Below are 23,831 nucleotides of genomic sequence, written 5' to 3'. Positions count from 1 at the left end.
CGGCTTCGAGAGACGACATGTTGCAACAACCGAAACGTATCCGCCGGTGGGCGTTGACGATATGCGCGGGCCTGAGCCTGGGCGGCGCCGTGCAGGCCGCGGACAATTGCCAGATGCATACCGGGCTCTCACAACTCGACTATGGCGCCCAGTACCGGCAAACCATTCTGGGGCAGCCCGCATCGGCAGTCGGATACTCATTGGGAAAACGCCTCGTTTCCGTGAGCATCGTCTGCAAGGAGCCGGTGCGCATGGCGATTTTCCTGCGCGGCGATGCGCTCGACGACGGCGCGTTCCGGTTCGGTGAGCAGGGTGTGCTTTCGGTGACAGCCGGCGACGCCAATCTGGACGGGAAATCCGTTGCACTGGGCCGTGTCGAGCATGCCGGTCAGCAACCGTCGGAGCCGGCCGGCAGAGTCGGCTTGCATCCGCGCTCGGGCGTTGTCGTCCTGGCGCAAGGCGTGCCGGAGGCGGGGAGCCGGTTGAGTTTGCAACTGGAACTGGAACCCGTGATTCCGCGCAGCGCGATCGAAGTCCTCAACAGCGAGTCGAACTGGTCCAGCAGCCACGCGTTGGAGCTGGTTCCGTTCTGAAGGCAAGCGGCCGGCGAACCATTCCGTGATTGCTCAGCGATGGGCCACGCAGCAGCACGGTGCGCGCGAAAGCGCTCATGCCGATCGCTTCGCCTCCGGCGACACCGCCCCGCACGCACGAATCACAAGCTGCACGACCTGCTCGGTCTTCTCGTCGAACGCCTTTTGCGTGAACGTGCGCCTGCCGCTCAGCGCGCGGATCTGCGCATCGAAATCCGCGTAGTGCTGCGTGGTGGCCCAGATCAGGTACATCAGCGCATGCGCGTCGATGGGCGCAAGCAGCCCGCGCGCGATCCAGCTGTCGATGACCTTCACGCGCGTATCGAACCACGGCTTCACGCGTTCGGACAGGATGTCCTGCATGTGCTCCGCACCGTGGATGATCTCGTTGGCCCAGACCTTCGAGCCGAGCGGGCGCCGCCGCGACAGCGCCATCTTCGCGCGCACGTACGCACCGATCGCTTCGACGGGATCGTCGTCGGCCTCGAACGAACCGGCCGCGCGATGCCAGTCCTCGAACAGGTCGTCGAGCACGCGGCGGTACAACGCAAGCTTCGTCGGGAAGTAGTAATGCAGGTTGGCTTTCGGCAGGCCGGCGCGCTCCGCGATCATCGCGGTGCTCGCGCCGTCGAGCCCGCGCTCCGCGAACACGGCTTCCGCACAGGCGAGCAGATGCGCTTCGTTGGACTCGCGGATGTGCGCCTTGCGTCGCCGCAATGGCGCCGGCGTTTCGTCGCTGTCGGTGGCTTCGGTTGTCGCCTCGTCATGTCTCATCGTTGCCCTCGCGCGGCGGGCGTGCCGCGTTGGGCTTCATTCTAGCCGCTGATTCGCATCGAACGCACGCGCACCGATCTCGCGCATTCATCGCCATGCTGCGTTGCGGTGGCACGTTTCTCGCTCTATCCATTCACGCAAGAAAGAGATTGATTTGGTCATTTTGATCGTCTAAAACCTGTCCAATCGGACAGGATTCGACGAGCGGCGGAAACATTTCGGCCCGATTCGTCGGACGATCTTCGCGAAGACCGGGGCATGCACCGCGCTTGGGCGGCGTTGCCCCGAAACAGGCATGACGCGCACCGGCACAGACCGGGCTGACGACATCACCGACCCCACAGGAGCGATACGAATGAACGCGGTATCGGAAACAGTGAAGCGGGCAGCTTTCGACACGTCGATCAAGGTCGACGGCAAGCGGTTGTGGGACAGCCTGATGGAAGTCGCGAAGATCGGTGCGACGCCGAAGGGCGGCGTGTGTCGCCTCGCGCTGACCGATCTCGACAAGGCCGGCCGTGACCTGATCGTCGGCTGGGCGAAGGCCGCCGGCTGCACGGTGACGGTCGATACGATGGGCAACGTGTTCATGCGCCGCGAGGGCCGCGTGGCCGATGCAGCGCCGGTCGTCACGGGCTCGCACGCGGATTCGCAGCCGACGGGCGGCCGCTTCGACGGCATCTACGGCGTGCTCGGCGGCCTTGAAGTGATTCGGAGTCTCAACGATCATGGCATCGAGACCGAGCATCCGGTCGAGGTCGTGATCTGGACCAACGAGGAAGGCTCGCGCTTCGCGCCGGCGATGGTTGCGTCGGGCGTATTCGCGGGCGTGTTCCCGCTCGAATACGGGTTGTCGCGCAAGGATGTGGACGGCAAGACGATCGGCGAGGAGCTGGCGCGGATCGGCTACGCGGGCGACGTGCCGTGCGGCGGGCGCAAGCTGCACGCGGCGTTCGAACTGCATATCGAGCAGGGGCCGATTCTCGAGGCGGAGTGCAAGACGATCGGCGTCGTGACCGACGCGCAGGGGCAGCGCTGGTACGAGATCGTGTTCACCGGCCAGGAAGCGCACGCGGGGCCGACGCCGATGCCGCGGCGGCGCGACGCACTGCTCGGCGCGTCGCGCGTGGTCGATCTCGTCAACCGGATCGGCCTCGATCATGCGCCATTCGGCTGCGCGACGGTCGGCATGATGCAGGTCTACCCGAACTCGCGGAACGTGATTCCGGGCCGCGTGTTCTTCACCGTCGATTTCCGTCATCCGGACGACGCGGTGCTCGCGAAGATGGATGCTGCGTTGCGCGAAGGTGTGGCGCGCATCGCGGGCGACATCGGGCTCGAGACCGAACTCGAGCAGATTTTCTATTACAAGCCGGTGGCGTTCGATGCTGCCTGCGTGGAAGCCGTGCGCAGTGCGGCCGACCGCTTCGGTTTCTCGCATCGCGACATCGTGTCGGGTGCCGGCCACGACGCGTGCTACCTCGCACAGGTCGCACCGACGTCGATGGTGTTCGTGCCGTGTGTCGACGGCATCAGCCACAACGAGATCGAGGACGCGACGCCCGCCTGGATCGAGGCCGGCGCGAACGTGCTGCTGCACGCGATGCTGTCGCGTGCATGCGAGCCGGCGTCATGACACCAGGGCCGTAGCAGCCGGCAGGCTGATCAACGCGTGACAGCCTGACCGTAGCATTCCTAACAACGACCGCCCCGACTGTGCACTCGCAGCCGGCGGGGACGGCTTTGTCTCCACCCAGTCGAAGGAACGCGTATGACCACCAAGCCAACCGGCGATATCGCCGCGCAACGCCTGTCGTCCACGCAACTCTCGTGCGAATTCGCCGACATCGCGCCGCTGCTCGATCCGACTGCCGCGGCGGCCGCCGCCAGCCGCTGCCACTACTGCTACGACGCGCCGTGCGTGCAGGCCTGCCCGACGCAGATCGACATCCCGAGCTTCATCCGCAAGATCGGCAACGGCAACCTGAAGGGCGCCGCGACCGACATCCTGTCGGCGAACCCGCTCGGCGGGATGTGCGCCCGCGTGTGTCCGACCGAGATCCTGTGCGAGGGCGCATGCGTGCGTAACCACCAGGATGCGCAGCCCGTCGCGATCGGCGCACTGCAGCGGCATGCAACCGACTGGGCGATGGAGACCGGCGCGGTGCGCTTCACGCGCGCGCCCGACACGGGACGCCATGTCGCGGTGGTCGGCGCGGGGCCGGCCGGGCTCGCATGCGCGCATCGGCTCGCGCTCGCCGGGCATCGCGTCACGCTGTTCGACGCGCGCCCGAAGGCCGGCGGCCTCAACGAATACGGGATCGCCGCGTACAAGACCGTCGACGATTTCGCGCAGCGTGAAGTCGAGTGGCTGCTGTCGGTGGGCGGCATCACGTTGAAAACCGGCGTCGCGCTGGGCCGCGACATCACGCTCGACGCGCTGCGCGAGCAGCACGACGCGGTGTTTCTTGCGATGGGGCTCGGCGGCGTGCGTGCGCTGTCGATCGACGGCGAGCAACTGAACGGCGTGATGAACGCGGTCGATTTCATCGAGCAGGTGCGGCAGGCCGATGCGCTGGAGAACGTGGCGGTCGGGCGGCGCGTGGTCGTGATCGGCGGCGGCAATACGGCCATCGATGCGGCGGTGCAGAGCCGCAAGCTCGGCGCCGAGCGCGTGACGATGGTGTACCGGCGCGGCGTGGAGGCGATGAGCGCGACGTGGGCCGAGCGCGAGTTCGCGCAGAAGAGCGGCGTCACGCTCGTCACGCACGCGAAGCCGGTGCGCATGGCGGGGGAGAACGGGCAGGTGACGGGTGTCGAGTTCGAGGCGGCATCGGGCGAGCGCTTTACCGTCGAGGCGGACATGGTGCTGAAGGCGATCGGCCAGACGCTGGTGCCGGACGCCATCGACGCCGCGCTGCTGACGGCGGACGGCGCCCGCATCGCGGTGGACGCCGACGGGCGCACCGCATGGCCCGACGTTTGGGCCGGCGGCGACTGCGCGGCGACGGGCGGCGTCGACCTGACGGTGCAGGCCGTGCAGGACGGCAAGCGCGCGGCCGCGTCGATCGACACGACGCTCGCGCAGCGCGACGCGAAGGCCGCGTGAGCGCACGACGCGCGTCACACACCACGAGCACAACGAACACGACCCCACTCTCACGGAGCCGACCATGGCCGACCTTCGCTGCACCATCGCGGGCATCACTTCGCCGAACCCTTTCTGGCTGGCGTCCGCGCCGCCGACCGACAAGGCCTACAACGTGAACCGCGCGTTCGAGGCGGGCTGGGGCGGGGTCGTCTGGAAGACGCTCGGGCTCGATCCGCATGTCGTCAACGTCAGTTCGCGCTATGGCGCGGTGCAGTGGAACGGCCAGCGCATCGCGGGGCTGAACAACATCGAGCTGATCACCGACCGTCCGCTCGACGTGAACCTGAGAGAGATCGCGCAGGTGAAGCGCGACTGGCCGGACCGCGCGCTGATCGTGTCGCTGATGGTGCCGTGCAACGAGCGCGACTGGAAATGGATCCTGCCGCTCGTCGAGGATACGGGCGCCGACGCGGTCGAGCTGAACTTCGGTTGTCCGCACGGGATGAGCGAGCGCGGGATGGGCGCGGCGGTCGGGCAGGTGCCCGAATATGTGGAGATGGTCACGCGCTGGGTGAAGGAAGGCACGAAGCTGCCGTGCCTCGTGAAGCTCACGCCGAACATCAGCGACATCCGGATGGGGTCGCGCGCCGCGTACAAGGGCGGCGCGGACGGCGTGTCGCTGATCAACACGATCAACTCGATCGTCGCGGTCGATCTCGACCATATGGCGCCGATGCCGACGGTCGACGGCAAGGGCACGCACGGCGGCTATTGCGGCCCGGCGGTCAAGCCGATCGCATTGAACATGGTCGCGGAGATCGCACGTGACCCGGAAACGCCGAACCTGCCGATCTCGGGCATCGGCGGCATCTCGTCATGGCGCGACGCGGCGGAGTTCATGGTGCTCGGCGCCGGCAGCGTGCAGGTGTGCACCGCCGCGATGCATTACGGATTCCGGATCGTGTCGGACCTGGCCGACGGATTGTCGAACTGGATGGACGAGAAGGGCTACGCGACGCTCGACGACATTCGCGGCCGCGCGGTGCCGAACGTGACCGACTGGAAATACCTGAACCTGAAATACGACATCAAGGCGCGTATCGACCAGGACCGCTGCATCCAGTGCGGGTTGTGCCATATCGCGTGCGAGGACACGTCGCACCAGGCGATCACCGCGACGAAGGACGGCGTGCGGCATTTCGAAGTGGTCGATTCGGCGTGCGTCGGGTGCAATCTTTGCATGCATGTGTGTCCGGTCGAGCAATGCATCACGATGGAGCGTGTCGATTCGGGCGACTACGCGAACTGGACCACGCATCCGAACAATCCGGCGAGCGCGGAGGCGGGGGCGAGTGCAGGCGCGGCGGCACCCGAGAAGCACGCGAAGAAGGCTGCTTGACGGCGTCCGGCGATGCGGGCCATCCTGCATCGCCGCCTTTCGTTCCACCCGGGCCGGCATCGAGTGATGCCGGCGTTGACGTTTTCGTGGAGTGAGTCAGATGAATCACGCAGCGAATCCCGCCGATCCCGATCGCGCCGCGGCGCAGGGCGGCAGCCTGTACAACGACGATCTCGCGCCGACGACGCCGGCGCAGCGCACGTGGAAGTGGTATCACTTCGCGGCGCTGTGGGTCGGGATGGTGATGAACATCGCGTCGTACATGCTCGCGGCCGGGCTGATCCAGGAAGGCATGTCGCCGTGGCAGGCGGTGACGACGGTGCTGCTCGGCAACCTGATCGTGCTCGTGCCGATGCTGCTGATCGGCCATGCGGGCGCGAAGCACGGGATTCCGTACGCGGTGCTCGTGCGCGCGTCGTTCGGCACGCAGGGGGCGAAGCTGCCGGCGCTGCTGCGCGCGATCGTCGCGTGCGGCTGGTACGGGATCCAGACCTGGCTCGGCGGCAGCGCGATCTATACGCTGCTGAACATCCTGACCGGCAACGCGCTGCATGGCGCCGCGCTGCCGGTCATCGGCATCGGGTTCGGGCAGCTCGCATGCTTCCTCGTGTTCTGGGCGCTGCAGCTCTACTTCATCTGGCATGGCACCGATTCGATCCGCTGGCTCGAAAGCTGGTCGGCGCCGATCAAGGTCGTGATGTGCGTGGCGCTGGTGTGGTGGGCAACGTCGAAGGCGGGCGGCTTCGGCACGATGCTGTCGGCGCCGTCGCAGTTTGCCGCAGGCGGCAAGAAAGCCGGGCTGTTCTGGGCGACCTTCTGGCCGGGGCTGACCGCGATGGTCGGCTTCTGGGCGACGCTCGCGCTGAACATCCCCGACTTCACGCGCTTCGCGCATTCGCAGCGCGACCAGGTGATCGGCCAGTCGATCGGGCTGCCGTTGCCGATGGCGCTGCTGTCGGTGGTGTCGGTCGTCGTGACGTCGGCGACCGTCGTGATCTACGGCAACGCGATCTGGGATCCGATCGACCTGACGAGCCGGATGACGGGCATCGGCGTGGGCATCGCGCTCGTGATCCTCACGCTCGACACGATGTGCTGCAACCTCGCCGCGAATCTCGTCGGCCCGGCGTACGACTTCTCGAGCCTGTGGCCGAAGGCGATCTCGTACCGCACCGGCGGGATGATCACCGCGACGCTCGCGATCGTGATGATGCCGTGGAAGATCCTCGCGACGACGGACGGCTACATCTTCACCTGGCTCGTCGGCTACTCGGCGCTGCTCGGGCCCGTGGCGGGGATCCTGATGGTCGACTACTTCCTGATTCGCGGCACGCGGCTCGACACGCGCGCGCTGTTCGACGAGCGCGGCGGCTTCAGCTACGCGCGCGGCTGGAACCCGGCCGCGCTGGCCGCGCTCGCGGTCGGCGTGCTGCCGAACCTGCCCGGCTTCCTGCACACGGCGTTTCCGGCGTCGTTTCCGAACGTGCCGGCGTTCTTCAACACGCTTTACACGTACGCGTGGTTCGTCGGCCTCGTGCTGGCGTCATGCGTGTACGGCACCTGGATGAAGTGGCGCGCCGGACAGCACGCGCAGATCGCGAGCGCCTGATTCGGCACCCGACAGTCAACGAGGAGGCAACCCCATGGCAATCCTGATTCGTGGCGGCACCGTGGTCGATGCGGACCGTTCCTACCGCGCGGACGTGCTCTGCGCAGCCCCGGAGGACGGCGGCACGATCCTGCAGATCGCCGGGCAGATCGATGCGCCGGCCGGCGCGACCGTCGTCGATGCGCACGACCAGTACGTGATGCCGGGCGGCATCGATCCGCATACGCACATGGAACTGCCGTTCATGGGCACGACCGCGAGCGACGATTTCTACTCGGGTACGGCCGCCGGGCTCGCGGGCGGCACGACGAGCATCATCGACTTCGTGATCCCGAGCCCGAAGCAGCCGCTGATGGACGCGTTCCATGCCTGGCGCGGCTGGGCCGAGAAGGCGGCGGCCGACTACGGCTTCCACGTGGCCGTGACGTGGTGGGACGAGAGTGTGCACCGCGACATGGGCACGCTCGTGCGCGAACACGGCGTGTCGAGCTTCAAGCACTTCATGGCGTACAAGAACGCGATCATGGCCGACGACGAGGTGCTCGTGAACAGCTTCTCGCGTTCGCTCGAACTCGGCGCGTTGCCGACCGTGCATGCGGAGAACGGCGAGCTCGTGTTCCAGTTGCAGAAGGCGCTGCTCGCGCGCGGGATGACGGGGCCGGAGGCGCATCCGCTGTCGCGGCCGCCGGAGGTCGAGGGTGAGGCGGCGAATCGTGCGATCCGCATTGCGCAGGTGCTCGGCGTGCCGGTGTATATCGTGCATGTGTCCGCGAAGGACGCGGTCGATGCGATCACGAAGGCGCGCAGCGAAGGGCTGCGCGTGTTCGGCGAGGTGCTGCCGGGCCATCTGGTGATCGACGAGGCCGTCTATCGCGATCCGGACTGGACACGTGCGGCCGCGCACGTGATGAGCCCGCCGTTCCGCTCGGCCGAGCACCGCGAGGCGCTGTGGCGCGGGCTGCAGGCAGGGCAGCTGCATACGACGGCAACCGACCACTGCGTGTTCTGCGCGTCGCAGAAGGCGATGGGCCGCGAGGATTTCACGAAGATCCCGAACGGCTGCGGCGGTGTCGAGGATCGCATGTCGGTGCTGTGGCATCACGGCGTGAATCATGGCCGCATCACGCCGAACGAGTTCGTGCGGATCACGTCGACGAACGCCGCGCAGATCTTCAACCTGTATCCGCGCAAGGGCGCCGTGCAGGTGGGCGCCGATGCCGACCTCGTCGTGTGGGACCCGGCCGCGACCAGGACGATCTCGGTGAAGACGCATCACCAGCAGGTCGATTTCAACGTGTTCGAGGGGATGACCGTACAAGGCGTCGCAACCCACACGCTCACGCGCGGCGCGCTCGCGTGGGCCGACGGCGATCTGCGTGCCGTGCGCGGCGCGGGCCGCTATCTGAAGCGCCCGCCGGCAGCCAGCTACTACGAGGCCGCGCGGATCGCGAACCGGCTGCGCGAACCGCATCCGGTCGAGCGCGCCGGTTGAGCGTTGCGTATCGCGCGGGGCGTGTCGGTTCGAACGACACGCCCCGCGCATGTTTGAGCGTGCGTTTACGTTCGTGCCGGCACCGCTCGTGCCGCCTCTCCGCATCACGCCCATCCTCTCAATATTTGGGATGAATTGAGCGCGATCGCGCCTTGCCGATCTCCGGATACATAGAACAACTGAGCAAGTCGATGAAACACGCGATGTCGCGCAAATGCGACCATTTTGTTTGCGTTGTCGACGTGCATGCCGGCGAGTAATATCCACCGACGGCGTTGCGCAGGCGTGCCGGGCCGCCCGCCGAACAATCCAACAACATTGAGAGCAAGGAGTACGAGGTGGATATTCTGCGCAGTCTCCTGGGTATGCTGTTCCTGCTGCTGGTTGCCTATCTGCTGTCGAACAACCGGCGCGCAGTGAGCGGCCGGACCATGATCGCCGCGCTGTGCACGCAGCTGGCGATCGGCGCGCTGGTGCTGTTCGTACCGGCAGGCCGCACGGCGCTGGCGGGCGCCGCGAACGGCGTGAATCGCGTGCTCGACATGGGCAATCACGGCATCGCGTTCGTATTCGGCGGCCTCGTCGACAGCCGGATGTTCCAGCTGTTCGGCGATGGCGGGTTCGTGTTCGGCCTGCGCGTGCTGCCGATGATCATCTTCGTGACCGCGCTGATCGCGGTGCTGTACTACATCGGCGTGATGAAGTGGATCGTCGCGATCCTCGGCGCGGCGCTGGCGAAAGTGCTCGGCGTGAGCCGCATCGAGGCGTGCTCGGCGGTCGCGACGATCTTTCTCGGGCAAAGCGAGATGCCCGCGCTCGTGAAACCGTTCGTGCGGAACATGACGAGCGCCGAGATCTTCACGGTGATGGCGAGCGGCATGGCGTCGGTCGCCGGCTCGGTGCTGGTCGGTTATGCCGGCCTCGGCGTGAGGATGGAATACCTGCTCGCCGCATCGTTCATGGCGGTGCCGGGCGGGCTGCTGTTCGGCAAGCTGCTGTATCCGACGGTCGAGCCGAGCCGCGTCGTGGTCGACGGGCTCGACTTCGACGACAAGCGGGCCGCCAACGTGATCGAGGCGGCGGCGTCCGGCGCGTCGGTCGGGCTGCGGATTGCGATCAACGTCGGCGCGATGCTGATCGCGTTCGTGGGGCTCATCGCGCTGATGAACCTCATCGTCGGCGGCGTGGCCGCGTTCGTGGGCTTTCCGCAGATCACGCTGGTGGGTATCATCGGCCACCTGTTCGCGCCGCTCGCGTGGATCATCGGCGTGCCGTGGCATGACGCGGCGCTGGCCGGCAACTTCATCGGCGAGAAGCTGATCTTCAACGAGTTCGTCGCGTATGGCGACCTGTCGCCGTACCTGAAGGGCGGCGAGCACGTCGCGGCGGCCGGCCTGCAGGTGCTCGACCCGAAGACGCTCGCGATCGTGTCGTTCGCGCTGTGCGGTTTCGCGAACTTCTCGTCGATCGCGATTCTCGCCGGCGGCTTCAGCGCGGTCGCGCCCGAGCGCCGCTCCGAAGTCGCGCGGCACGGCCTGCGCGCATTGACGGCCGCGACGCTGTCGAACCTGATGAGCGCCGCGATCGCCGGCCTGTTCTTTTCCCTGCATTGAGCCCGCAGCGGCCATCGATTGATCGAGGAGAGGCAACGATGTTCTTACCGCAGGAATTCATTCGCCGAAAGCGCGACGGGCAGCCGCTCGATCGCGACGGGATCGCCGCGTTCGTGCGCGGCGTGACCGACGGCAGCGTGACCGAGGGCCAGGTGGCCGCGTTCGCGATGGCGGTGTATTTCAACGACCTGAGCACCGACGAGCGCGTCGCACTCACGCTCGCGCAGCGCGACTCGGGCGACGTGCTCGACTGGCGCGCGCTCGCGCTCGACGGGCCGGTGATCGACAAGCATTCGACCGGCGGCGTCGGGGATGTCGTATCGTTGATGCTCGGGCCGATGGTGGCCGCATGCGGCGGCTACGTGCCGATGATCTCGGGGCGCGGGCTCGGCCATACCGGCGGCACGCTCGACAAGCTGAGTGCGATTCCGGGCTACAACGTCACGCCCGATACCGACGCGTTTCGCCGCACGGTGCGCGATGTCGGCGTCGCGATCATCGGGCAGACCGCGCGGCTCGCGCCGGCCGACATGCGCATCTATGCGATTCGCGACGTGACGGCGACCGTCGAGTCGATCGCGATGATCACCGCGTCGATCCTGTCGAAGAAGCTCGCGGCCGGACTCGACGGGCTCGTGATGGACGTCAAGGTCGGCTCTGGCGCATTCATGCCGACCGCGGAGAAATCGGCGGAACTGGCCCGCAGCATCGTCGACGTCGGCAACGGCGCCGGGATGAAGACGACCGCGATCCTCACCGACATGAACCAGTCGCTCGCGCCGTGCGCGGGCAATGCGATCGAAGTGGCGTGCGCGATCAACTACCTGACGGGCAAGTCGCGTCCGGCACGCCTGCATGAGGTCACGATGGCGCTTTCCGCAGAGTTGCTCGTCACCGGCGGGCTGGCACGCGACGTCACAGCGGCGCGCGCGAAGTTGCAGCAGGCGCTCGATACGGGTGCGGCAGCGGAACGCTTCGCGAGAATGGTCACGGCGCTCGGCGGCCCCGCGGATCTGATCGACGCACCCGCACGTCATCTCGCGCGGGCGGAGGTGATCGTGCCGGTTCCGTCGCGCACGAGCGGCATGGTGCAGCGGGTCGATTGCCGCGCGCTCGGGCTGTCGGTCGTGGCGCTCGGCGGCGGCCGCACGCGCGCGGCGGATGCGATCGACTACAGTGTCGGCCTGACGGCGCTCGCGGAGATCGGGCAGCGTGTCGAGGCCGGCCAGCCGCTCGGTTACGTGCATGCCCGCGACGCCGCCGCGGCCGCGCACGCGGTGGACGCGATCCAGCGCAGCTACGTGCTGGGCGAGACGGGCGACGCGCCGCCGACCATTTATCAGCGGATCGGCTGACTGATCGCCGGTACCGACACCGGCGATCGCTGCACGTCACGGGTGTATCGCCACGGCCGGGATGCGGCCGCGCGGAAACACCCGGCACACAATCGGAGGCACGACGAGATGGAACGAAACGAACTGATCGAAGCGGCGAAGGCGGCGCGCGAACGCGCGTATGCGCCGTATTCGCGCTTCAAGGTCGGCGCGGCGCTGCAGGCGCGCGACGGGACGGTTTTTCATGGCTGCAATGTCGAGAACGCGTCCTACGGACTCTGCAATTGTGCGGAGCGCACGGCGATGTTTTCGGCCATCGCGGCCGGCTATCGTCCGGGGGATTTCACGCGGCTCGCGGTGGTGGGCGACACGGACGGCCCGATCGCGCCGTGTGGCGCGTGCCGTCAGGTGATGATCGAGATCGGCACGCCCGACATCGAAGTGATCCTGGCCAACCTGAAAGGGGCCGTCGAGGTCACGACGGCCCATGCATTGTTGCCGGGCGCGTTCCGGTTGTAACGGCGCGCGCTTTTCACGCTACGCGCCGCACGCATCACGCGCCGTCGCGCGCGTCGCGGATCGGGATCACCGTACGTGCGCCGCACTGGCGCAGCAGGTCGCGCAGCTCGTTGATGACCGGAAACACCTCGTGGTTCCAGTCGGCGCCCTGGGCATCGTGCGCTTCCTGCTCGCGCTCGACGATCCAGCGATCCTCGCGGAAGATGCGCTCGGTGAACCAGACGAGCAGCGGCCACGCGAGATCGAGCGCGAACGGGATGCCGGGCTTGTGGATCGACAGCAGTCCGAACGTGCGGTTGGTGCGCTGCTCGGCGTCGAGCGGCACGTAGACGATCCACAGGTCCATCACGAGCGTGCCTTCGCTCGAACGGATCTGCAGCGTCTGGTACGGGTAGCCGGTGCGCACCGTCATCACGCTCTTGTCGGACTGGTCGGCCGGCTTCTTGCTGGCGCCGAACACGAGCGCTTCACCCACCGGCTGCTTGCCTTCCATCCGCGCGAACGTGTAATCGACCTCGACCCAGTCGTCGCCGCGGCGCCGGCCTACCGAGCGCGCGCGCATCTGCCCCATCTGCTTGCGGTGCAGGAACTGATGGTTCATGTCCATCAGGTTCTCGTGCATGAACGAGTAGTGGCACTTGACCTCGCGGCCGAAGCGGCGCGTCTTGTATGCGCGGTTGTCCGCCGATTCGAGCGCGGGGAACGGCCGGGTATCGGCGAGCGTCGCATCGCCCGGGAACACGAAGATCAGCCCGTGCGCTTCGCGGCACGGATACGCGCGCACGCCGTTGGGCAAGCGCTCGCGGCCGAGGTACGGCACGTCGACGCAGCGGCCGCTGTCGCACGCGTAAGTCCAGCCGTGATAGCAGCAGCGCAGCGTCTCGCCGCTCACGACGCCCGCGTGCAGCGGCACCTGGCGGTGCGCGCAACGATCCTCGAGCGCATACACGGCACCGGACTCGGTGCGCACGAGCACGATTGGATCGCCGGCGAAGCGCACGCCGAGCGTCTTGCCGCGTTTCAGCTCGCGCGACCACGCGAGCGGGTACCAGTGATCGGGATGAATCGGCACGCGGCGCAGGTCGCGCACGGCCGCGCCGGAAGAGGGTTCTCCAAGGGTGCCGCTGTCAGGAATGGGCACTGCGCGCATGCGTGACGTCTCCGGGCTGAACTGGGATTCCAGGCGCCGCGTGATGCGGCGGGGATCTGGAGAAGTCTACGCGAAGTTGCCCGCCGCGGCGGAAGCGATGCGGGTTTGCCCCGGCACGGCGGCCGTGGTTTCGTTGATATAGGGCAAACCGGGTCGAAGGCGGCGCGCGCTCGCCGTGCGTGGTCGCGCGGGTCTCGGCCGCGCGTCGGGCGTCACCCCGTCACGCGGCCGCTTGCCGGTCACGAACGCGCATCGCGCCACAGTACCGCGTCGGTGCGGTACAGCGCCGGGAAGTGCTGCTTCAGCCCGGTGATCTTCGGCATGTCGTTGTACGCGATGTACGGCGCGTCGGGGTGCAGTTCGAGGTAGTTCTGGTGATAGGCCTCGGCCGGGTAGAACCCCTTGTAGTCCTCGACGCGCGTGACCACGGGCCCCGGAAACACGTGCGCGGTGCCGAGCTGCGCGATGTAAGCGGTCGCGACCGCGCGTTGCTGCGCGGTGGTCGGGAAGATCGCCGACCGGTACTGCGACCCTTCGTCGGGGCCCTGCCGGTTGAGCTCGGTCGGATCGTGCGCGACCGAGAAGAACACCTGCAGCAGCCGGCCGTACGTGATCTGCGTCGGGTCGTAGACGATGCGAACCGATTCCGCGTGCCCGGTCAGCCCGGAGCCGACGAGCGCGTAGTGCGCGGTTTCGGACGCGCCGCCCGCATAGCCGGCCGTGACCTGCTTCACGCCCTTCACGTGCTCGAACACGCCCTGCACGCCCCAGAAGCAGCCGCCGGCGAGCACGGCCGTCTCGTCGTGCGATGCGCCGGGCGTTTCGTCGAGCGTCGGGGCGGGCACGGTGCGCATCGGCTCGGCGGAATTGACGATGCGCTGGTAGCCGAACACGGCGGCGGCCGCGACGGCGATGGCGCCGATGCGGCGCAGCATCGCCGTGCGCCGTTGCGGCGCGGGACCGCGGGGGGAGAGGGTGTTCACGGTGTGCTCCTTCGAAAGGCGGTAGGGGAAGCGGGGGGCCCGGATGCGGCACCCATGCGCCGCGTCCTGCCGGGATCAGCCGAACGTGAACGCATACGCATTCACGCCGGGATCGAGAAACTCGATCGAGAACGTGCGGTCGGCGATCGCGCCGGGCTGCCGGACCAGCTGGTACAGGCGCTGCCCGGTCACGGTGCCGTAGCCTTGTGCATCGACGTCGCTGCCGTGCGCGGCACCGGGCGCCGCGCCGTCGAGCGTCACGCGAAAGCGCACCGGCTTGCCGTCCTCGCCGGGGCCGAGCACCAGGTGCAGGTCGCGTGCATGGAAGCGGTAGACGATGCGGCCGGCCGGCGCCGTGAGCGTCGCGCGTTCGGCACCGACCTGCCACGTGCCGGCGAGGCCCCAGTCGTTGAGATCGGGTCCCGCCGGCTCGGCGTAGCGGTACGCCGCGTCGCGCACGACACCGCCCGGCGACATGAAGTCCTCGGCGCGTGCGTAGCCGACGTAGGTCTCGGGCGAGCGGACGTCCGCATTGTCGGCCGCCGCGAGCGCACCCTTCGCGGGCGCGCCGGCGAGCCCGATCGGCACGTTCAGCGCTTCCGGATGACCGGCCTCGGCGAGCAGCGACTGGATCGCGCGCTCCGATTCCGCGTATTCGCCTTCGCCGAAGTGGTGGCGGCGCACGCGGCCCTGCGCGTCGACGAAGTAGTGTGCGGGCCAGTATTCGTTGCTGAACGCGCGCCAGATCGTGAAGCGGTTGTCGATCGCGACCGGGAAGTCGATGCCGAGGTCGTGCACGGCCTTCTTCACGTTGCCGATGTCGCGCTCGAACGCGAACTCGGGTGCGTGCACACCGATCACGACGAGCCCGTACGGCGCGTACTTGCGTGCCCATGCGGTCGTGTACGGCAGCGTGCGCAGGCAGTTGATGCACGAGTACGTCCAGAAATCGACCAGCACGACCTTGCCGCGCAGGCCGGCCGCCGTCAGCGGCGGCGAGTTCAGCCACTGCACCGCGCCGTCGAGCGACGGCAGCGTCCCTTCGACGGGCAGCGCGGCCGTCGCATGCGTCGTATCCACCGCGCGCATCATTGCGCCGCCGGCGATCGGCCCGCCGTTGACCTGCGCGCTATCGACAGCCGCGGCCATCATCGCGCCGCCATTCGTGTCGACGGCGGTGTTGGCGGTGGCGGCCATCGCCGCCGGTGCGCTCGGTGCGCCGTTCGAACGCCCGCCGAGCCGGTCGACGAGCTTCGTCTCGAGCCCGCCCGTCGTGACGGTCGACAACTGCGCGAGCGCACCCGTATCGAGGCCGAGTGCGATCGCGCCGACGCCGGCCAGCAGCGCCACGCCGATTCCGCGCTTGATCCATTCGCCGGCGCCGAGCGAGCGCTTCATCGCGGCGAACACCTTCCCGCCGATCACGAGCGCGACACCGAGCGACGTCGCCGCGCCGGCCGCATACGCGACCAGCAGCAGCGTCGTGCCGACGCTGGCGCCGCGCAGCGCGGCGCCGGTCAGCACGAGCCCGAGGATCGGGCCCGCGCACGGCGCCCACAGCAGGCCGGTCGCGACGCCGAGCAGCAGCGACGACGCGGGGCCGGCCGGGCGGCCGTCGCGTTGCGCGAAGCCGGTGAGCCGGTTGCCGGCGGCGACGAGCGGGCGCGTCAGGTGTTCCGCGAGGCGCGGCATCAACAGGGTCAGGCCGAATACCGCGAGCAGCACGATGGCGACCCAGCGGCCGGCCTGGTTGGCCTGCGCGACCCAGCCGCCGCCGACGGCCGCGAGTGTCGCGACGACGGCGAACGTGAGCGCCATGCCGACGAGCAGCGGCAGGCCGCTGCGTACGAACGGCTGGTCGGCGCGCGCGAACACGAACGGCAGCACGGGCAGGATGCACGGGCTCAGGATCGTGAGCACGCCGCCGAGGTAGGCAAGGACGATGAGCAGCATGGTGCGTTCTCCAGTCGGTCGGGAGTTCGGGGCCGGATCAGGCGGCGGCGGGGTGGAAGGTGAGCGCGAGGCCGTTCATGCAGTAGCGCAGGCCGGTCGGTTGCGGGCCGTCGTCGAACACATGGCCGAGATGGCCGCCGCAGCGGCGGCAGTGCACTTCGGTGCGGATCATCCCGAACGACGCGTCGGTGTTCGTTGCGACCGCGTGGTCGAGCGGCTTCCAGAAGCTCGGCCAGCCCGTATGGCTGTCGAACTTGGCGGCCGACGAGAACAGCGCGAGGTTGCAGCCGGCGCACGCGAACGTGCCTTGCCGGTGCTCGTCGTTCAGCGGGCTGGTGTACGGCCGCTCGGTGCCGGCTTCGCGCAGGACCGAGTACTGGGCGGGCGTGAGCCGGCGATGCCATTCGGCGTCGCTGAGGGTGACTTCAAACGGGGCGGCCGTCTGCGGGGTGGCCGGCGATGCGGCGAACGCACGGCCGACCAGCGCGCGGCGGCCGACGGACGACAGGGTCGCGAGCACGGCGAGGCCGGTGGCGCCGGCGAACAGCAGATGTCTGCGGGTGGGCATGATGGGCTCCTGGCAGCAGGTCCTGAAAATATGCGCCCATCGTAGTCAGCGGCCGGTGTCGAAGTCCTCACGGAAAGTTAAATGAATTGTGATATCCGGGCGATGCATGCGGCTTTTCGGTGACTCGAATATCTGAACGTAAATCATCGACGCGGTGACGCATGCATGCGTCAATTACTGGAATCGACTGGACAGAAACGCGATAACTTCGGGTGCAGCAACGGTCATGACCGTTGCGTGATCCATGCCCGGGTAGGTCTTGTACGCCAGCGACGGAGGAGGTGTCGTTGCTTGCAGACGTGAGACAAGTTCGTTAGTAAGCGTTGGCTGTACGAACACGTCTGCCGTCCCCTGAAGGATCAGCGTGGGCGCCGTCAATCGGAAGTTGGGCTCAACCGCCGGATCATTTGCGGCAAGATAGGCTTGCATTTCCGGCACGCTACTCCACTGAGGATTGAAGCCGGCGTATCCGGCAGTTGTCTTGGTCGCGATCAACTGACCGATCTGACCGAAGGCCGCGAACACGCATTTTGTCTTCAGGTCCGTCAACTGGGACGCCAGATCGGCTCCCATCAGCTTCGAAACGTCCACATTGGGCGAGCCGACTTGCACTGCGACAGTCAGCATGCCGACGAACAAATTCTGGATTGCGGTATAGAGAGCGGCATTCGCGGCATCGCCAGCGGCCATGTCGTTGAGCCCGTTGATTGACGCGGCGACAGACGTGAAGGGCGCGATCGCGACCGTGCCACGAAAATCGAGGGTGGAGGCTTCACCGACAAAACGCTGGAGTTCGAGGACACCCCGCCCACCTTCCGAATGTCCGACGGCCGCCCAACGGGTGGAAAGCGGCGTGTCGCTCTCACGCGCCGCGACTACCGCCGCAATGATCGATCGCGCCTCGCTTGCTGAACTGTAGTATCGGTACGGAGTGTTCTCGGCCGGCCCCAGGCCTTCGAAATCGGGAGCGACCACCGCATAACCTGCATGGACCAGCGATTCGATGAAGTCGCTGTAATGGCTCGGGAAACCTTGCGCGGTCAGTCCTCCGTCGAGCGTGTCCAGCGTCAGGCTCGGTGCGCATGTGGCTTGCCCCGCGGTCGTGGTACCGTGCGCCCACGCGACGATCGGCCATCCGCCCGCAGGTGCATTGCCCTTCGGAACAAACAACAGCGAAGTCGCGGGCGTAGTGCCGCCTGCCGTTGCCGGCATCGTATAGGTGAGAAGCGTTGCGTGCGCGTCCGGTACCGACGTGACGGCCTGAGGTACTGCAGACATCAGTCTGGCATACCCGGAGTTGACGTCGTCGCCCCCGCCGCAGGCTCCGAGCGTCAATGTCATCGCCATCATCCATGCAGTAAGCGCTCTCCGCCCTCGTGATTCACATGAACGTCGCGCAACGGATGCTGTCTTGGGATGCTTTCCACGAACGTTGATCGAGCGAGATGAACTTGCTCGCTTTACCTCTGTCGACGAGGTCCGACAGGTTTTTTTGTGTTCATTCATGATGAGCGTGGCCGGTCAACCGTTGAAGGGAAGGATGGCGATCCCGGTGGAAGCATGCCGAAAACCATTTGCGCCGCGCGCCCCCCGCGAACCCGATACTCCAACGGAATCGCTTCAGCGCGGCGCGTCGACACATGAGTTGACGGGATCGCCGCGGATCAGAACCGATGTCGAATGGCGACGCGAATCGCGGTTTGGTGATTGGAGGTCGACGGCGTCAACTGATTGATGGACGCGACGGCGACTCGACCGGTCGAGTCGGTCCCGCTGGCACGCTGATAGGTGCCGACGAGGTAGACGTCGGTGCGCTTCGAGAGGAAGTAATCGGCTCCGACGGAAGCCTGATTGTAATGAGCTCCACCTTTTGAATCGGCGCCACTATTCCGCGTGTAGACATACGCGGCACCGATGAGGAATGACGGCGTGAACTGGTATTTCACGCTCGCTTCGACGTTGTCGAACTTTGCGGTTCCTGCGATGCCGCCAGCGGGCACCGGCCCGCTCGATGTGTCGCCAAGGTGACGGAACTGCGTATTGGAGTAGGTCGTTCCCAACGTCAGCGCGCCGATCGTATACGCGGCACCGGCGCCGATAACTTGCAGCGAATGCGCCGACGCATAGCCCGAGATCACCGGTGATGCGCCGAAGTTCGAGCCCGGCACTTCATTGACCGTGGCGGCGACCGTTCCGCCGGAGCCGTAGAACGACGTGTTCGGGTTTCGGACGTTGAGATAGCCGGCGCCCAAAGAAAGGGGACCATTCGCGTAACTGACACCGGCCGACCAGATCTGATTGCGGCCCGTATGTCCCGCGACACCGCCGAGCGAGTAGAGCGCGGTTGCCGTCACGCCATGAAAGACCGGGCTGGTGTACTTGATCGCGTTGTTGACGCGGTTCGTATTGTTGAAGTTGTCATTGTCGGACGGGTGAGCGGCCATGGAGCCGCCCCATTGATCACCCACCTCGAATAGGCCGAGCGTATCGACGACGGAATCGTATTGTCGGCCGAGCGTTACCGTGCCATACGGGCTGGACAGGCCAACGTACGCCTGCCGACCGAATCCGAGACCGCCTTGGCCGAGCTTGCCGGTATTGACGTCAAACCCGTTCTCCATCACGGCGATCACACCATAGCCACTGCCGAGATCCTCCCGTACACGCAGCCCCCAGCGGCTGCCATTCAGGACGCCGCTCGAGAGATTGTAAAGGTGATGGCCAGCCGCATTGCTGACGTAGTTGGCACCTTCATCCAGAATCCCGTAGAGCAGTACGGTGCTTTGCGCACTTGCTGTACCGCTGACGAAGCCTGCCGCTGCGCAAAGCGCAATTGCCTTTCTCATTGAACGTCTCCAAAGTCTCTTCTGAATTTATTCGCCGTGACGTGGTGATTCATGGATCAAAAGTTGATTCGGAAACCTTAATAAATTGAACCGATGAGTTTCCTTGGGAAAAGGCTTCAGATCGGTACAACAGAATCTACTTGGTCCAGATATCGCTACGTTCGATGATTAGATTCGCCACCACCACCATCGTCAATCGGTTGGCCCCTCTGATTCCGTGCATTGGAATGCGCATGATCCGAGGCCGTGCGGATGGGGTAGAGACCCTTACGGGTAAACCGCGTCAAGTTGGAAAGAACGAAGCGAGGTAAGAGTCCTGTGTTGATTCGTCCTGCCAGAGACAATGTGAAGCGCGCTCAGATCGTCACGAGTGACGGAGATCCTTTCGGGTTGATTGCCTCGTTGTTCTATGCACACAGTCCGAAGCGGGTTTTCGTCGCAGAGCAGGGGGGGCTTGCGAATGAGCGGCCGGGTTCTGTGACCCATGGATGAGGAGGAGGCTCGGGAGCGTTCAGGCAGGTGATCGCGGTTCGTCGCGAGCATCGCGAAGCACCAGCTCGAGATCACGTGCGGCACGGTTAAGTGCCGGCACGACGGGTTATCCGAGCGCGCCGGCATTCGGCCGACGTGATTGAATTCCAGTGCGGCATATGTCTCGGCACGTTCCTTTTCGTACGTTGTTTGATTTGGAACGGTCATGCACCGGCCGTCGAATCGATGGCCGGTGCGCGATTTGGCAGGGTAGATCAGACGATCTTGCGTGATCGCAAATCGGCAACCTCGCGTGCATCCAGTCCGATGCCGGCGAGAATTTCATCGGTATGCTCGCCGGTCAGCGGTGGTCGCGTATGGATCTCCGGCGGCGTACGCGACAACGACACCGGCGTGGCGAAGATGGGCACCTTTTTCGGCGCACCGGGATAGTCCATCCATCGGATCACGTCGGCCGCCTTGATGGTTTCGTCTTCCAGTGCCTGGCGTGGCGAATTGACAGGGCTGGCCGGGATGCGCGCCTGCTCCAGTTCGGCCAGCGCATCGGCGAGCGTCTTGTCTGCGCACCATGCGCTCATCAGTTCGCTCAGGAACGCGCCGTTCTCGCCGCGCAGCCTGTCGTCGGCGAAGCGCGGATCGTCGAGCAGTTCAGGTCGGCCCACGAGTTGCGTCCACCGCTTGAACATCGGACGGCCGATGACCTGGGTGATGAACCAGCCGTCCGTCGCCTTGAAGATGTCGGACGGCGCATAGCCGGACGCACGGTTCAGCGTGGCCTGGCGATCCAGGCCGAGCAACGCTTCCTCGATCAGCGCGCCGCTGGCCATGTTCAGGCCCGTGCATAGCAGCGACGCGCTGACTTCCTGTCCCATGCCGCTGCGCTGGCGTTCGTAGAGCGCCAGCATGACGCCGAGCGCACACGAGAATGCCGTGGCGAAGTCCACCACCGGAACCATGGCCTTTTGCGGCCGATCGGGCGTACCGGCGATGTACACCGCGCCGCTCAGTGCCTGGCCGACACCATCGAAGCCCACGCGGTCGCGCACGGCCTCGCTGTTGCCGAATGCATTGGACGCAACGAGGATGATGTCGGGCTTGATCGCGCACAGGCTGTCGTAGTCGAGCCCGAGGCTCTTGAGCGTGCGGGGCGGCATGTTCGCGATCACCACGTCGGCATCGACAACCAGCTTGCGCACGATATCGCGCCCCTCGGGGCTGTCGAGATCGAGCGTCATCGAGCGCTTGTTGCGGTTGACCTGCAAGAACAGCGCGCCTTCACCGTGTTCGGTCACGGGTACGATATATCGATCCTCGCCGCCGCCGACGCGATCGATGCGGATGACGTCCGCACCGTAGTCGGCCAGCAGTGCCGAGCAGAACGGCCCGGCGATGAAGCGTCCGAAATCGAGGACCTTGATGCCTTCGAGTACTTTCATGTTTCGTTTGCAGTTGAGTCAGGCGGAGGTCGCCGCAGCGCGCACTTCGTCCAGCGCGCCGGGGTTGTCGAGTGACGACAGGTCGCCCGGAGGTTGACCGCAGTACACGCTACGGATCACGCGCCGCATGATCTTGGAGCTGCGCGTCTTCGGCAGTTGCGCGACCACATGTACACGGCCCGGCCGGAACGGGCGACCGAGACGCTTGTCGACGTGGCCGGACACGATGGCCTCCAGATCCGCACCCGTGCCATCGGCGTCGGGCTTGGGCACGACGAACACGACGAGTTTCTGCCCCTTGTCCGCATCGGCGACGCCGATCGCGGCCGCCTCGGCCACGTCCGGCAGTTCCAGCACAACTTCCTCGACCTCGGCCGGCCCCAGGCGCTTGCCCGCGACTTTGAGCGTGTCGTCGGAGCGGCCCATCATGAAGTAGTTACCCGTGGACGTGCGCAGCGCCAGGTCGCCGTGGACCCAGATGCCCGGAATGGTCTGCCAGTAGGTTTCCAGGTAGCGTTCGTCGTCGTGCCAGAACGACTGCGTCATACCGACGAACGGAGCGCGAATCGCGAGCTCGCCGATTTCGCCGGTCACGCTCTGACCGTCGGCATTCACCACGTCTGCGGCCACGCCGGGCGAGACGGTATTGAAGCCGCTCGGCGGAATCGGCCGGATCGGGACGCTCGCGAGCAGCGCGCCCGATGCCTCGGTGCCGCCCGTGTAGTTGATGACGGGCGCCGTGCCGTCGCCGAAGCGCTGCAGGAACCAGTTGAAATGCTCGGGCGCGATGCCTTCGCCCGCCGTGATCAGCAACCGGACGGTGGAGCGATCGCCCGCGAGTGCGAGCGCCTCGTGGCTGGCCATCCCGCGGATCAGCGTGGGCGCCGATCCGAAGTGCGTGACGCGGTGACGTTCCACCACGCGCGACATGCGCGACCAGTCGGGGTAGTCCGGCGCGCCGTCGTAGCACACCAGCGTCGCGCCCCGCAGCAGCGCGCAGCCGAGCACCAGCGTGCCCGCGATCCAGCCCATGTCGGCGGGCCAGCAGTAGACGTCGCCGGGATGCACGTCGAAGTGAACCAGCGAATCGTGCGCGATCTTGATCGGGAAGCTCCCGTGCGTATGCACCACGCCTTTCGGCTTGCCCGTGGTGCCCGACGTATAGATCACCATGAACGGCGTATCGGGCGTGACGGACACCGGCGGGACGCCCTGGCCCTGTCCGGCGCTTGCCGTTTCCTGCCAGTCGAGGTCGCGTGTATCTTGAGCGGTGTCGCCTTCGCCGCGCTTCCAGATCACGTGTTCGAGCAACGGCAGCTGGCGCCATGCGTCGCGCAGCGCGCCCTGTACATCCACCCGCTTGGTTCGGCGCGAGAAGCCGGTGGATGCGATCACGATGCGTGCCTCGGCAGCCGACAGGCGAGCCACGATCGCATCGACCCCGAAGCCGCTGAACAACGGCACGACCAGCGCGCCGAGATGCACGATGGCCAGCAGCGAGACGGTCGCCTCGACGCCGTTTTCCATCAGCAGGCCGACGCGGTCGCCCTGTCTGACACCGTGCCGTACGAGTCCTGCGGCGAAATCGCTGACGCGCTGCTCCAGCTCCGCGTAGGTCAGCTCGCTGACGCTGCCGTCTTCCCGCTCGGCGACAACGGCCTTTTGTTGCGCAGTGGCGGGGTTGCGCGCCCAGCCATAGATGGTGTTGACCCAGTTGAGTTTGCCGCCGGGGAACCAGCTCGGAAACTGCGGGCCGCGCGACAGGTCAGCGTAGCCTGTCGGCAGTGCGTCCCATGCGATTGCGCATTCGTCCATCACCGTCGTCCAGTAGCGCTCCGGCTCAGCGATCGACACACGCATCAGTTCTTCGTACGACGGCACGCCCAATGCGTGCATCAGTTTCACGATGCCGGCGTGCTGCAGCTCGCGCTGGCCGGGTTTCCACACCTGGCCGGATTCATGGTTGCTCATGATCGGTC

At 66.5% G+C, this 23,831-nt stretch carries 18 protein-coding genes; 9 read left to right on the top strand and 9 right to left on the bottom strand.

Going from position 1 to position 23,831, the window contains the following annotated elements:
* Positions 1 to 17: 17 nt before the first annotated feature.
* Positions 18 to 593, top strand: coding sequence for a DUF1120 domain-containing protein (locus LXE91_RS38730; protein WP_039343203.1), 576 nt, complete (start codon positions 18 to 20; stop codon positions 591 to 593).
* Between the two features lie 75 nt (positions 594 to 668).
* On the opposite strand, the gene LXE91_RS38725 is transcribed toward LXE91_RS38730, so the two are convergent.
* Positions 669 to 1,367 (bottom strand): TetR/AcrR family transcriptional regulator, encoded by a 699-nt coding sequence (locus LXE91_RS38725; protein WP_039343208.1) that lies wholly within the window; start codon positions 1,365 to 1,367, stop codon positions 669 to 671.
* A gap of 355 nt (positions 1,368 to 1,722) precedes the next feature.
* Between LXE91_RS38725 and LXE91_RS38720 the strand changes: the two genes are divergently transcribed.
* The 8 genes from LXE91_RS38720 (at position 1,723) to LXE91_RS38685 (ending at position 12,424) form a co-directional block, all read left to right on the top strand.
* Entirely contained in the window at positions 1,723 to 3,003 is a 1,281-nt protein-coding gene (locus tag LXE91_RS38720) for a Zn-dependent hydrolase (protein ID WP_039343211.1), read from the top strand.
* A 135-nt stretch (positions 3,004 to 3,138) separates the two neighbouring features.
* Positions 3,139 to 4,476, top strand: coding sequence for an NAD(P)-dependent oxidoreductase (locus tag LXE91_RS38715; protein WP_039343213.1), 1,338 nt, complete (start codon positions 3,139 to 3,141; stop codon positions 4,474 to 4,476).
* A 64-nt stretch (positions 4,477 to 4,540) separates the two neighbouring features.
* Positions 4,541 to 5,857 (top strand): NAD-dependent dihydropyrimidine dehydrogenase subunit PreA, encoded by a 1,317-nt coding sequence (preA, locus tag LXE91_RS38710; protein ID WP_039343218.1) that lies wholly within the window; start codon positions 4,541 to 4,543, stop codon positions 5,855 to 5,857.
* Between the two features lie 100 nt (positions 5,858 to 5,957).
* Positions 5,958 to 7,466: an NCS1 family nucleobase:cation symporter-1 gene (locus tag LXE91_RS38705; protein ID WP_039343221.1), complete on the top strand. Its 1,509-nt coding sequence runs from the start codon at positions 5,958 to 5,960 to the stop codon at positions 7,464 to 7,466.
* 34 nt (positions 7,467 to 7,500) lie between these two features.
* Positions 7,501 to 8,958, top strand: coding sequence for a dihydropyrimidinase (hydA, locus tag LXE91_RS38700; RefSeq protein ID WP_039343224.1), 1,458 nt, complete (start codon positions 7,501 to 7,503; stop codon positions 8,956 to 8,958).
* A gap of 338 nt (positions 8,959 to 9,296) precedes the next feature.
* Positions 9,297 to 10,571, top strand: a complete 1,275-nt coding sequence (locus tag LXE91_RS38695; protein ID WP_039343227.1) for a NupC/NupG family nucleoside CNT transporter — start codon at positions 9,297 to 9,299, stop codon at positions 10,569 to 10,571.
* A 38-nt stretch (positions 10,572 to 10,609) separates the two neighbouring features.
* Complete coding sequence (gene deoA / locus LXE91_RS38690) at positions 10,610 to 11,926, top strand: thymidine phosphorylase (protein WP_039343229.1); 1,317 nt, start codon at positions 10,610 to 10,612, stop codon at positions 11,924 to 11,926.
* A gap of 42 nt (positions 11,927 to 11,968) precedes the next feature.
* Positions 11,969 to 12,424 carry a cytidine deaminase gene (locus LXE91_RS38685; protein WP_223274413.1) on the top strand — a complete coding sequence of 152 codons (456 nt, stop codon included), beginning with the start codon at positions 11,969 to 11,971 and terminating at the stop codon, positions 12,422 to 12,424.
* A 34-nt stretch (positions 12,425 to 12,458) separates the two neighbouring features.
* Here LXE91_RS38685 and LXE91_RS38680 read toward each other — a convergent pair whose 3' ends face one another.
* The 8 genes from LXE91_RS38680 to LXE91_RS38645 all read right to left on the bottom strand — a co-directional run bounded on the left by LXE91_RS38680 (position 12,459) and on the right by LXE91_RS38645 (position 23,823).
* Positions 12,459 to 13,574, bottom strand: a complete 1,116-nt coding sequence (locus tag LXE91_RS38680) for an aromatic ring-hydroxylating oxygenase subunit alpha (RefSeq protein ID WP_039343232.1) — start codon at positions 13,572 to 13,574, stop codon at positions 12,459 to 12,461.
* Between the two features lie 239 nt (positions 13,575 to 13,813).
* On the bottom strand, positions 13,814 to 14,509 hold the full coding sequence (gene msrA / locus LXE91_RS38675) for a peptide-methionine (S)-S-oxide reductase MsrA (protein ID WP_046197036.1): 696 nt from the start codon (positions 14,507 to 14,509) through the stop codon (positions 13,814 to 13,816).
* 123 nt (positions 14,510 to 14,632) lie between these two features.
* Positions 14,633 to 16,510 (bottom strand): cytochrome c biogenesis protein DipZ, encoded by a 1,878-nt coding sequence (locus LXE91_RS38670; protein ID WP_039343234.1) that lies wholly within the window; start codon positions 16,508 to 16,510, stop codon positions 14,633 to 14,635.
* 37 nt (positions 16,511 to 16,547) lie between these two features.
* On the bottom strand, positions 16,548 to 17,078 hold the full coding sequence (gene msrB / locus LXE91_RS38665; RefSeq protein WP_039343235.1) for a peptide-methionine (R)-S-oxide reductase MsrB: 531 nt from the start codon (positions 17,076 to 17,078) through the stop codon (positions 16,548 to 16,550).
* 174 nt (positions 17,079 to 17,252) lie between these two features.
* Positions 17,253 to 18,419 carry an alpha/beta fold hydrolase gene (locus LXE91_RS38660; RefSeq protein ID WP_157644913.1) on the bottom strand — a complete coding sequence of 389 codons (1,167 nt, stop codon included), beginning with the start codon at positions 18,417 to 18,419 and terminating at the stop codon, positions 17,253 to 17,255.
* A gap of 323 nt (positions 18,420 to 18,742) precedes the next feature.
* A complete protein-coding gene (locus LXE91_RS38655) occupies positions 18,743 to 19,924 on the bottom strand; it encodes a porin (protein WP_039343236.1) in 1,182 nt (393 codons plus the stop codon).
* A gap of 746 nt (positions 19,925 to 20,670) precedes the next feature.
* Positions 20,671 to 21,852 (bottom strand): CaiB/BaiF CoA transferase family protein, encoded by a 1,182-nt coding sequence (locus LXE91_RS38650; RefSeq protein WP_039343237.1) that lies wholly within the window; start codon positions 21,850 to 21,852, stop codon positions 20,671 to 20,673.
* Between the two features lie 18 nt (positions 21,853 to 21,870).
* Positions 21,871 to 23,823 (bottom strand): AMP-binding protein, encoded by a 1,953-nt coding sequence (locus tag LXE91_RS38645; protein WP_039343238.1) that lies wholly within the window; start codon positions 23,821 to 23,823, stop codon positions 21,871 to 21,873.
* Positions 23,824 to 23,831: the final 8 nt, after the last annotated feature.

This window comes from Burkholderia contaminans (assembly GCF_029633825.1).
GTDB lineage: Bacteria > Pseudomonadota > Gammaproteobacteria > Burkholderiales > Burkholderiaceae > Burkholderia > Burkholderia contaminans.
Note: the sequence above shows the minus strand (reverse complement) of the source record. Positions and strands in the feature narration are given on the sequence as shown.

What these genes read in the sequence shown, in the direction of transcription:
- LXE91_RS38730 (WP_039343203.1), top strand. Translation starts at nt 18, where the DNA reads ATGTTGCAACAACCGAAACGTATCCGCCGGTGGGCGTTGACGATATGC.
- LXE91_RS38725 (WP_039343208.1), bottom strand. Translation starts at nt 1,367, where the DNA reads ATGAGACATGACGAGGCGACAACCGAAGCCACCGACAGCGACGAAACG.
- LXE91_RS38720 (WP_039343211.1), top strand. Translation starts at nt 1,723, where the DNA reads ATGAACGCGGTATCGGAAACAGTGAAGCGGGCAGCTTTCGACACGTCG.
- LXE91_RS38715 (WP_039343213.1), top strand. Translation starts at nt 3,139, where the DNA reads ATGACCACCAAGCCAACCGGCGATATCGCCGCGCAACGCCTGTCGTCC.
- preA (WP_039343218.1), top strand. Translation starts at nt 4,541, where the DNA reads ATGGCCGACCTTCGCTGCACCATCGCGGGCATCACTTCGCCGAACCCT.
- LXE91_RS38705 (WP_039343221.1), top strand. Translation starts at nt 5,958, where the DNA reads ATGAATCACGCAGCGAATCCCGCCGATCCCGATCGCGCCGCGGCGCAG.
- hydA (WP_039343224.1), top strand. Translation starts at nt 7,501, where the DNA reads ATGGCAATCCTGATTCGTGGCGGCACCGTGGTCGATGCGGACCGTTCC.
- deoA (WP_039343229.1), top strand. Translation starts at nt 10,610, where the DNA reads ATGTTCTTACCGCAGGAATTCATTCGCCGAAAGCGCGACGGGCAGCCG.
- LXE91_RS38680 (WP_039343232.1), bottom strand. Translation starts at nt 13,574, where the DNA reads ATGCGCGCAGTGCCCATTCCTGACAGCGGCACCCTTGGAGAACCCTCT.
- msrA (WP_046197036.1), bottom strand. Translation starts at nt 14,509, where the DNA reads ATGCTGCGCCGCATCGGCGCCATCGCCGTCGCGGCCGCCGCCGTGTTC.
- LXE91_RS38670 (WP_039343234.1), bottom strand. Translation starts at nt 16,510, where the DNA reads ATGCTGCTCATCGTCCTTGCCTACCTCGGCGGCGTGCTCACGATCCTG.
- msrB (WP_039343235.1), bottom strand. Translation starts at nt 17,078, where the DNA reads ATGCCCACCCGCAGACATCTGCTGTTCGCCGGCGCCACCGGCCTCGCC.
- LXE91_RS38660 (WP_157644913.1), bottom strand. Translation starts at nt 18,419, where the DNA reads ATGACATTGACGCTCGGAGCCTGCGGCGGGGGCGACGACGTCAACTCC.
- LXE91_RS38655 (WP_039343236.1), bottom strand. Translation starts at nt 19,924, where the DNA reads ATGAGAAAGGCAATTGCGCTTTGCGCAGCGGCAGGCTTCGTCAGCGGT.
- LXE91_RS38650 (WP_039343237.1), bottom strand. Translation starts at nt 21,852, where the DNA reads ATGAAAGTACTCGAAGGCATCAAGGTCCTCGATTTCGGACGCTTCATC.
- LXE91_RS38645 (WP_039343238.1), bottom strand. Translation starts at nt 23,823, where the DNA reads ATGAGCAACCATGAATCCGGCCAGGTGTGGAAACCCGGCCAGCGCGAG.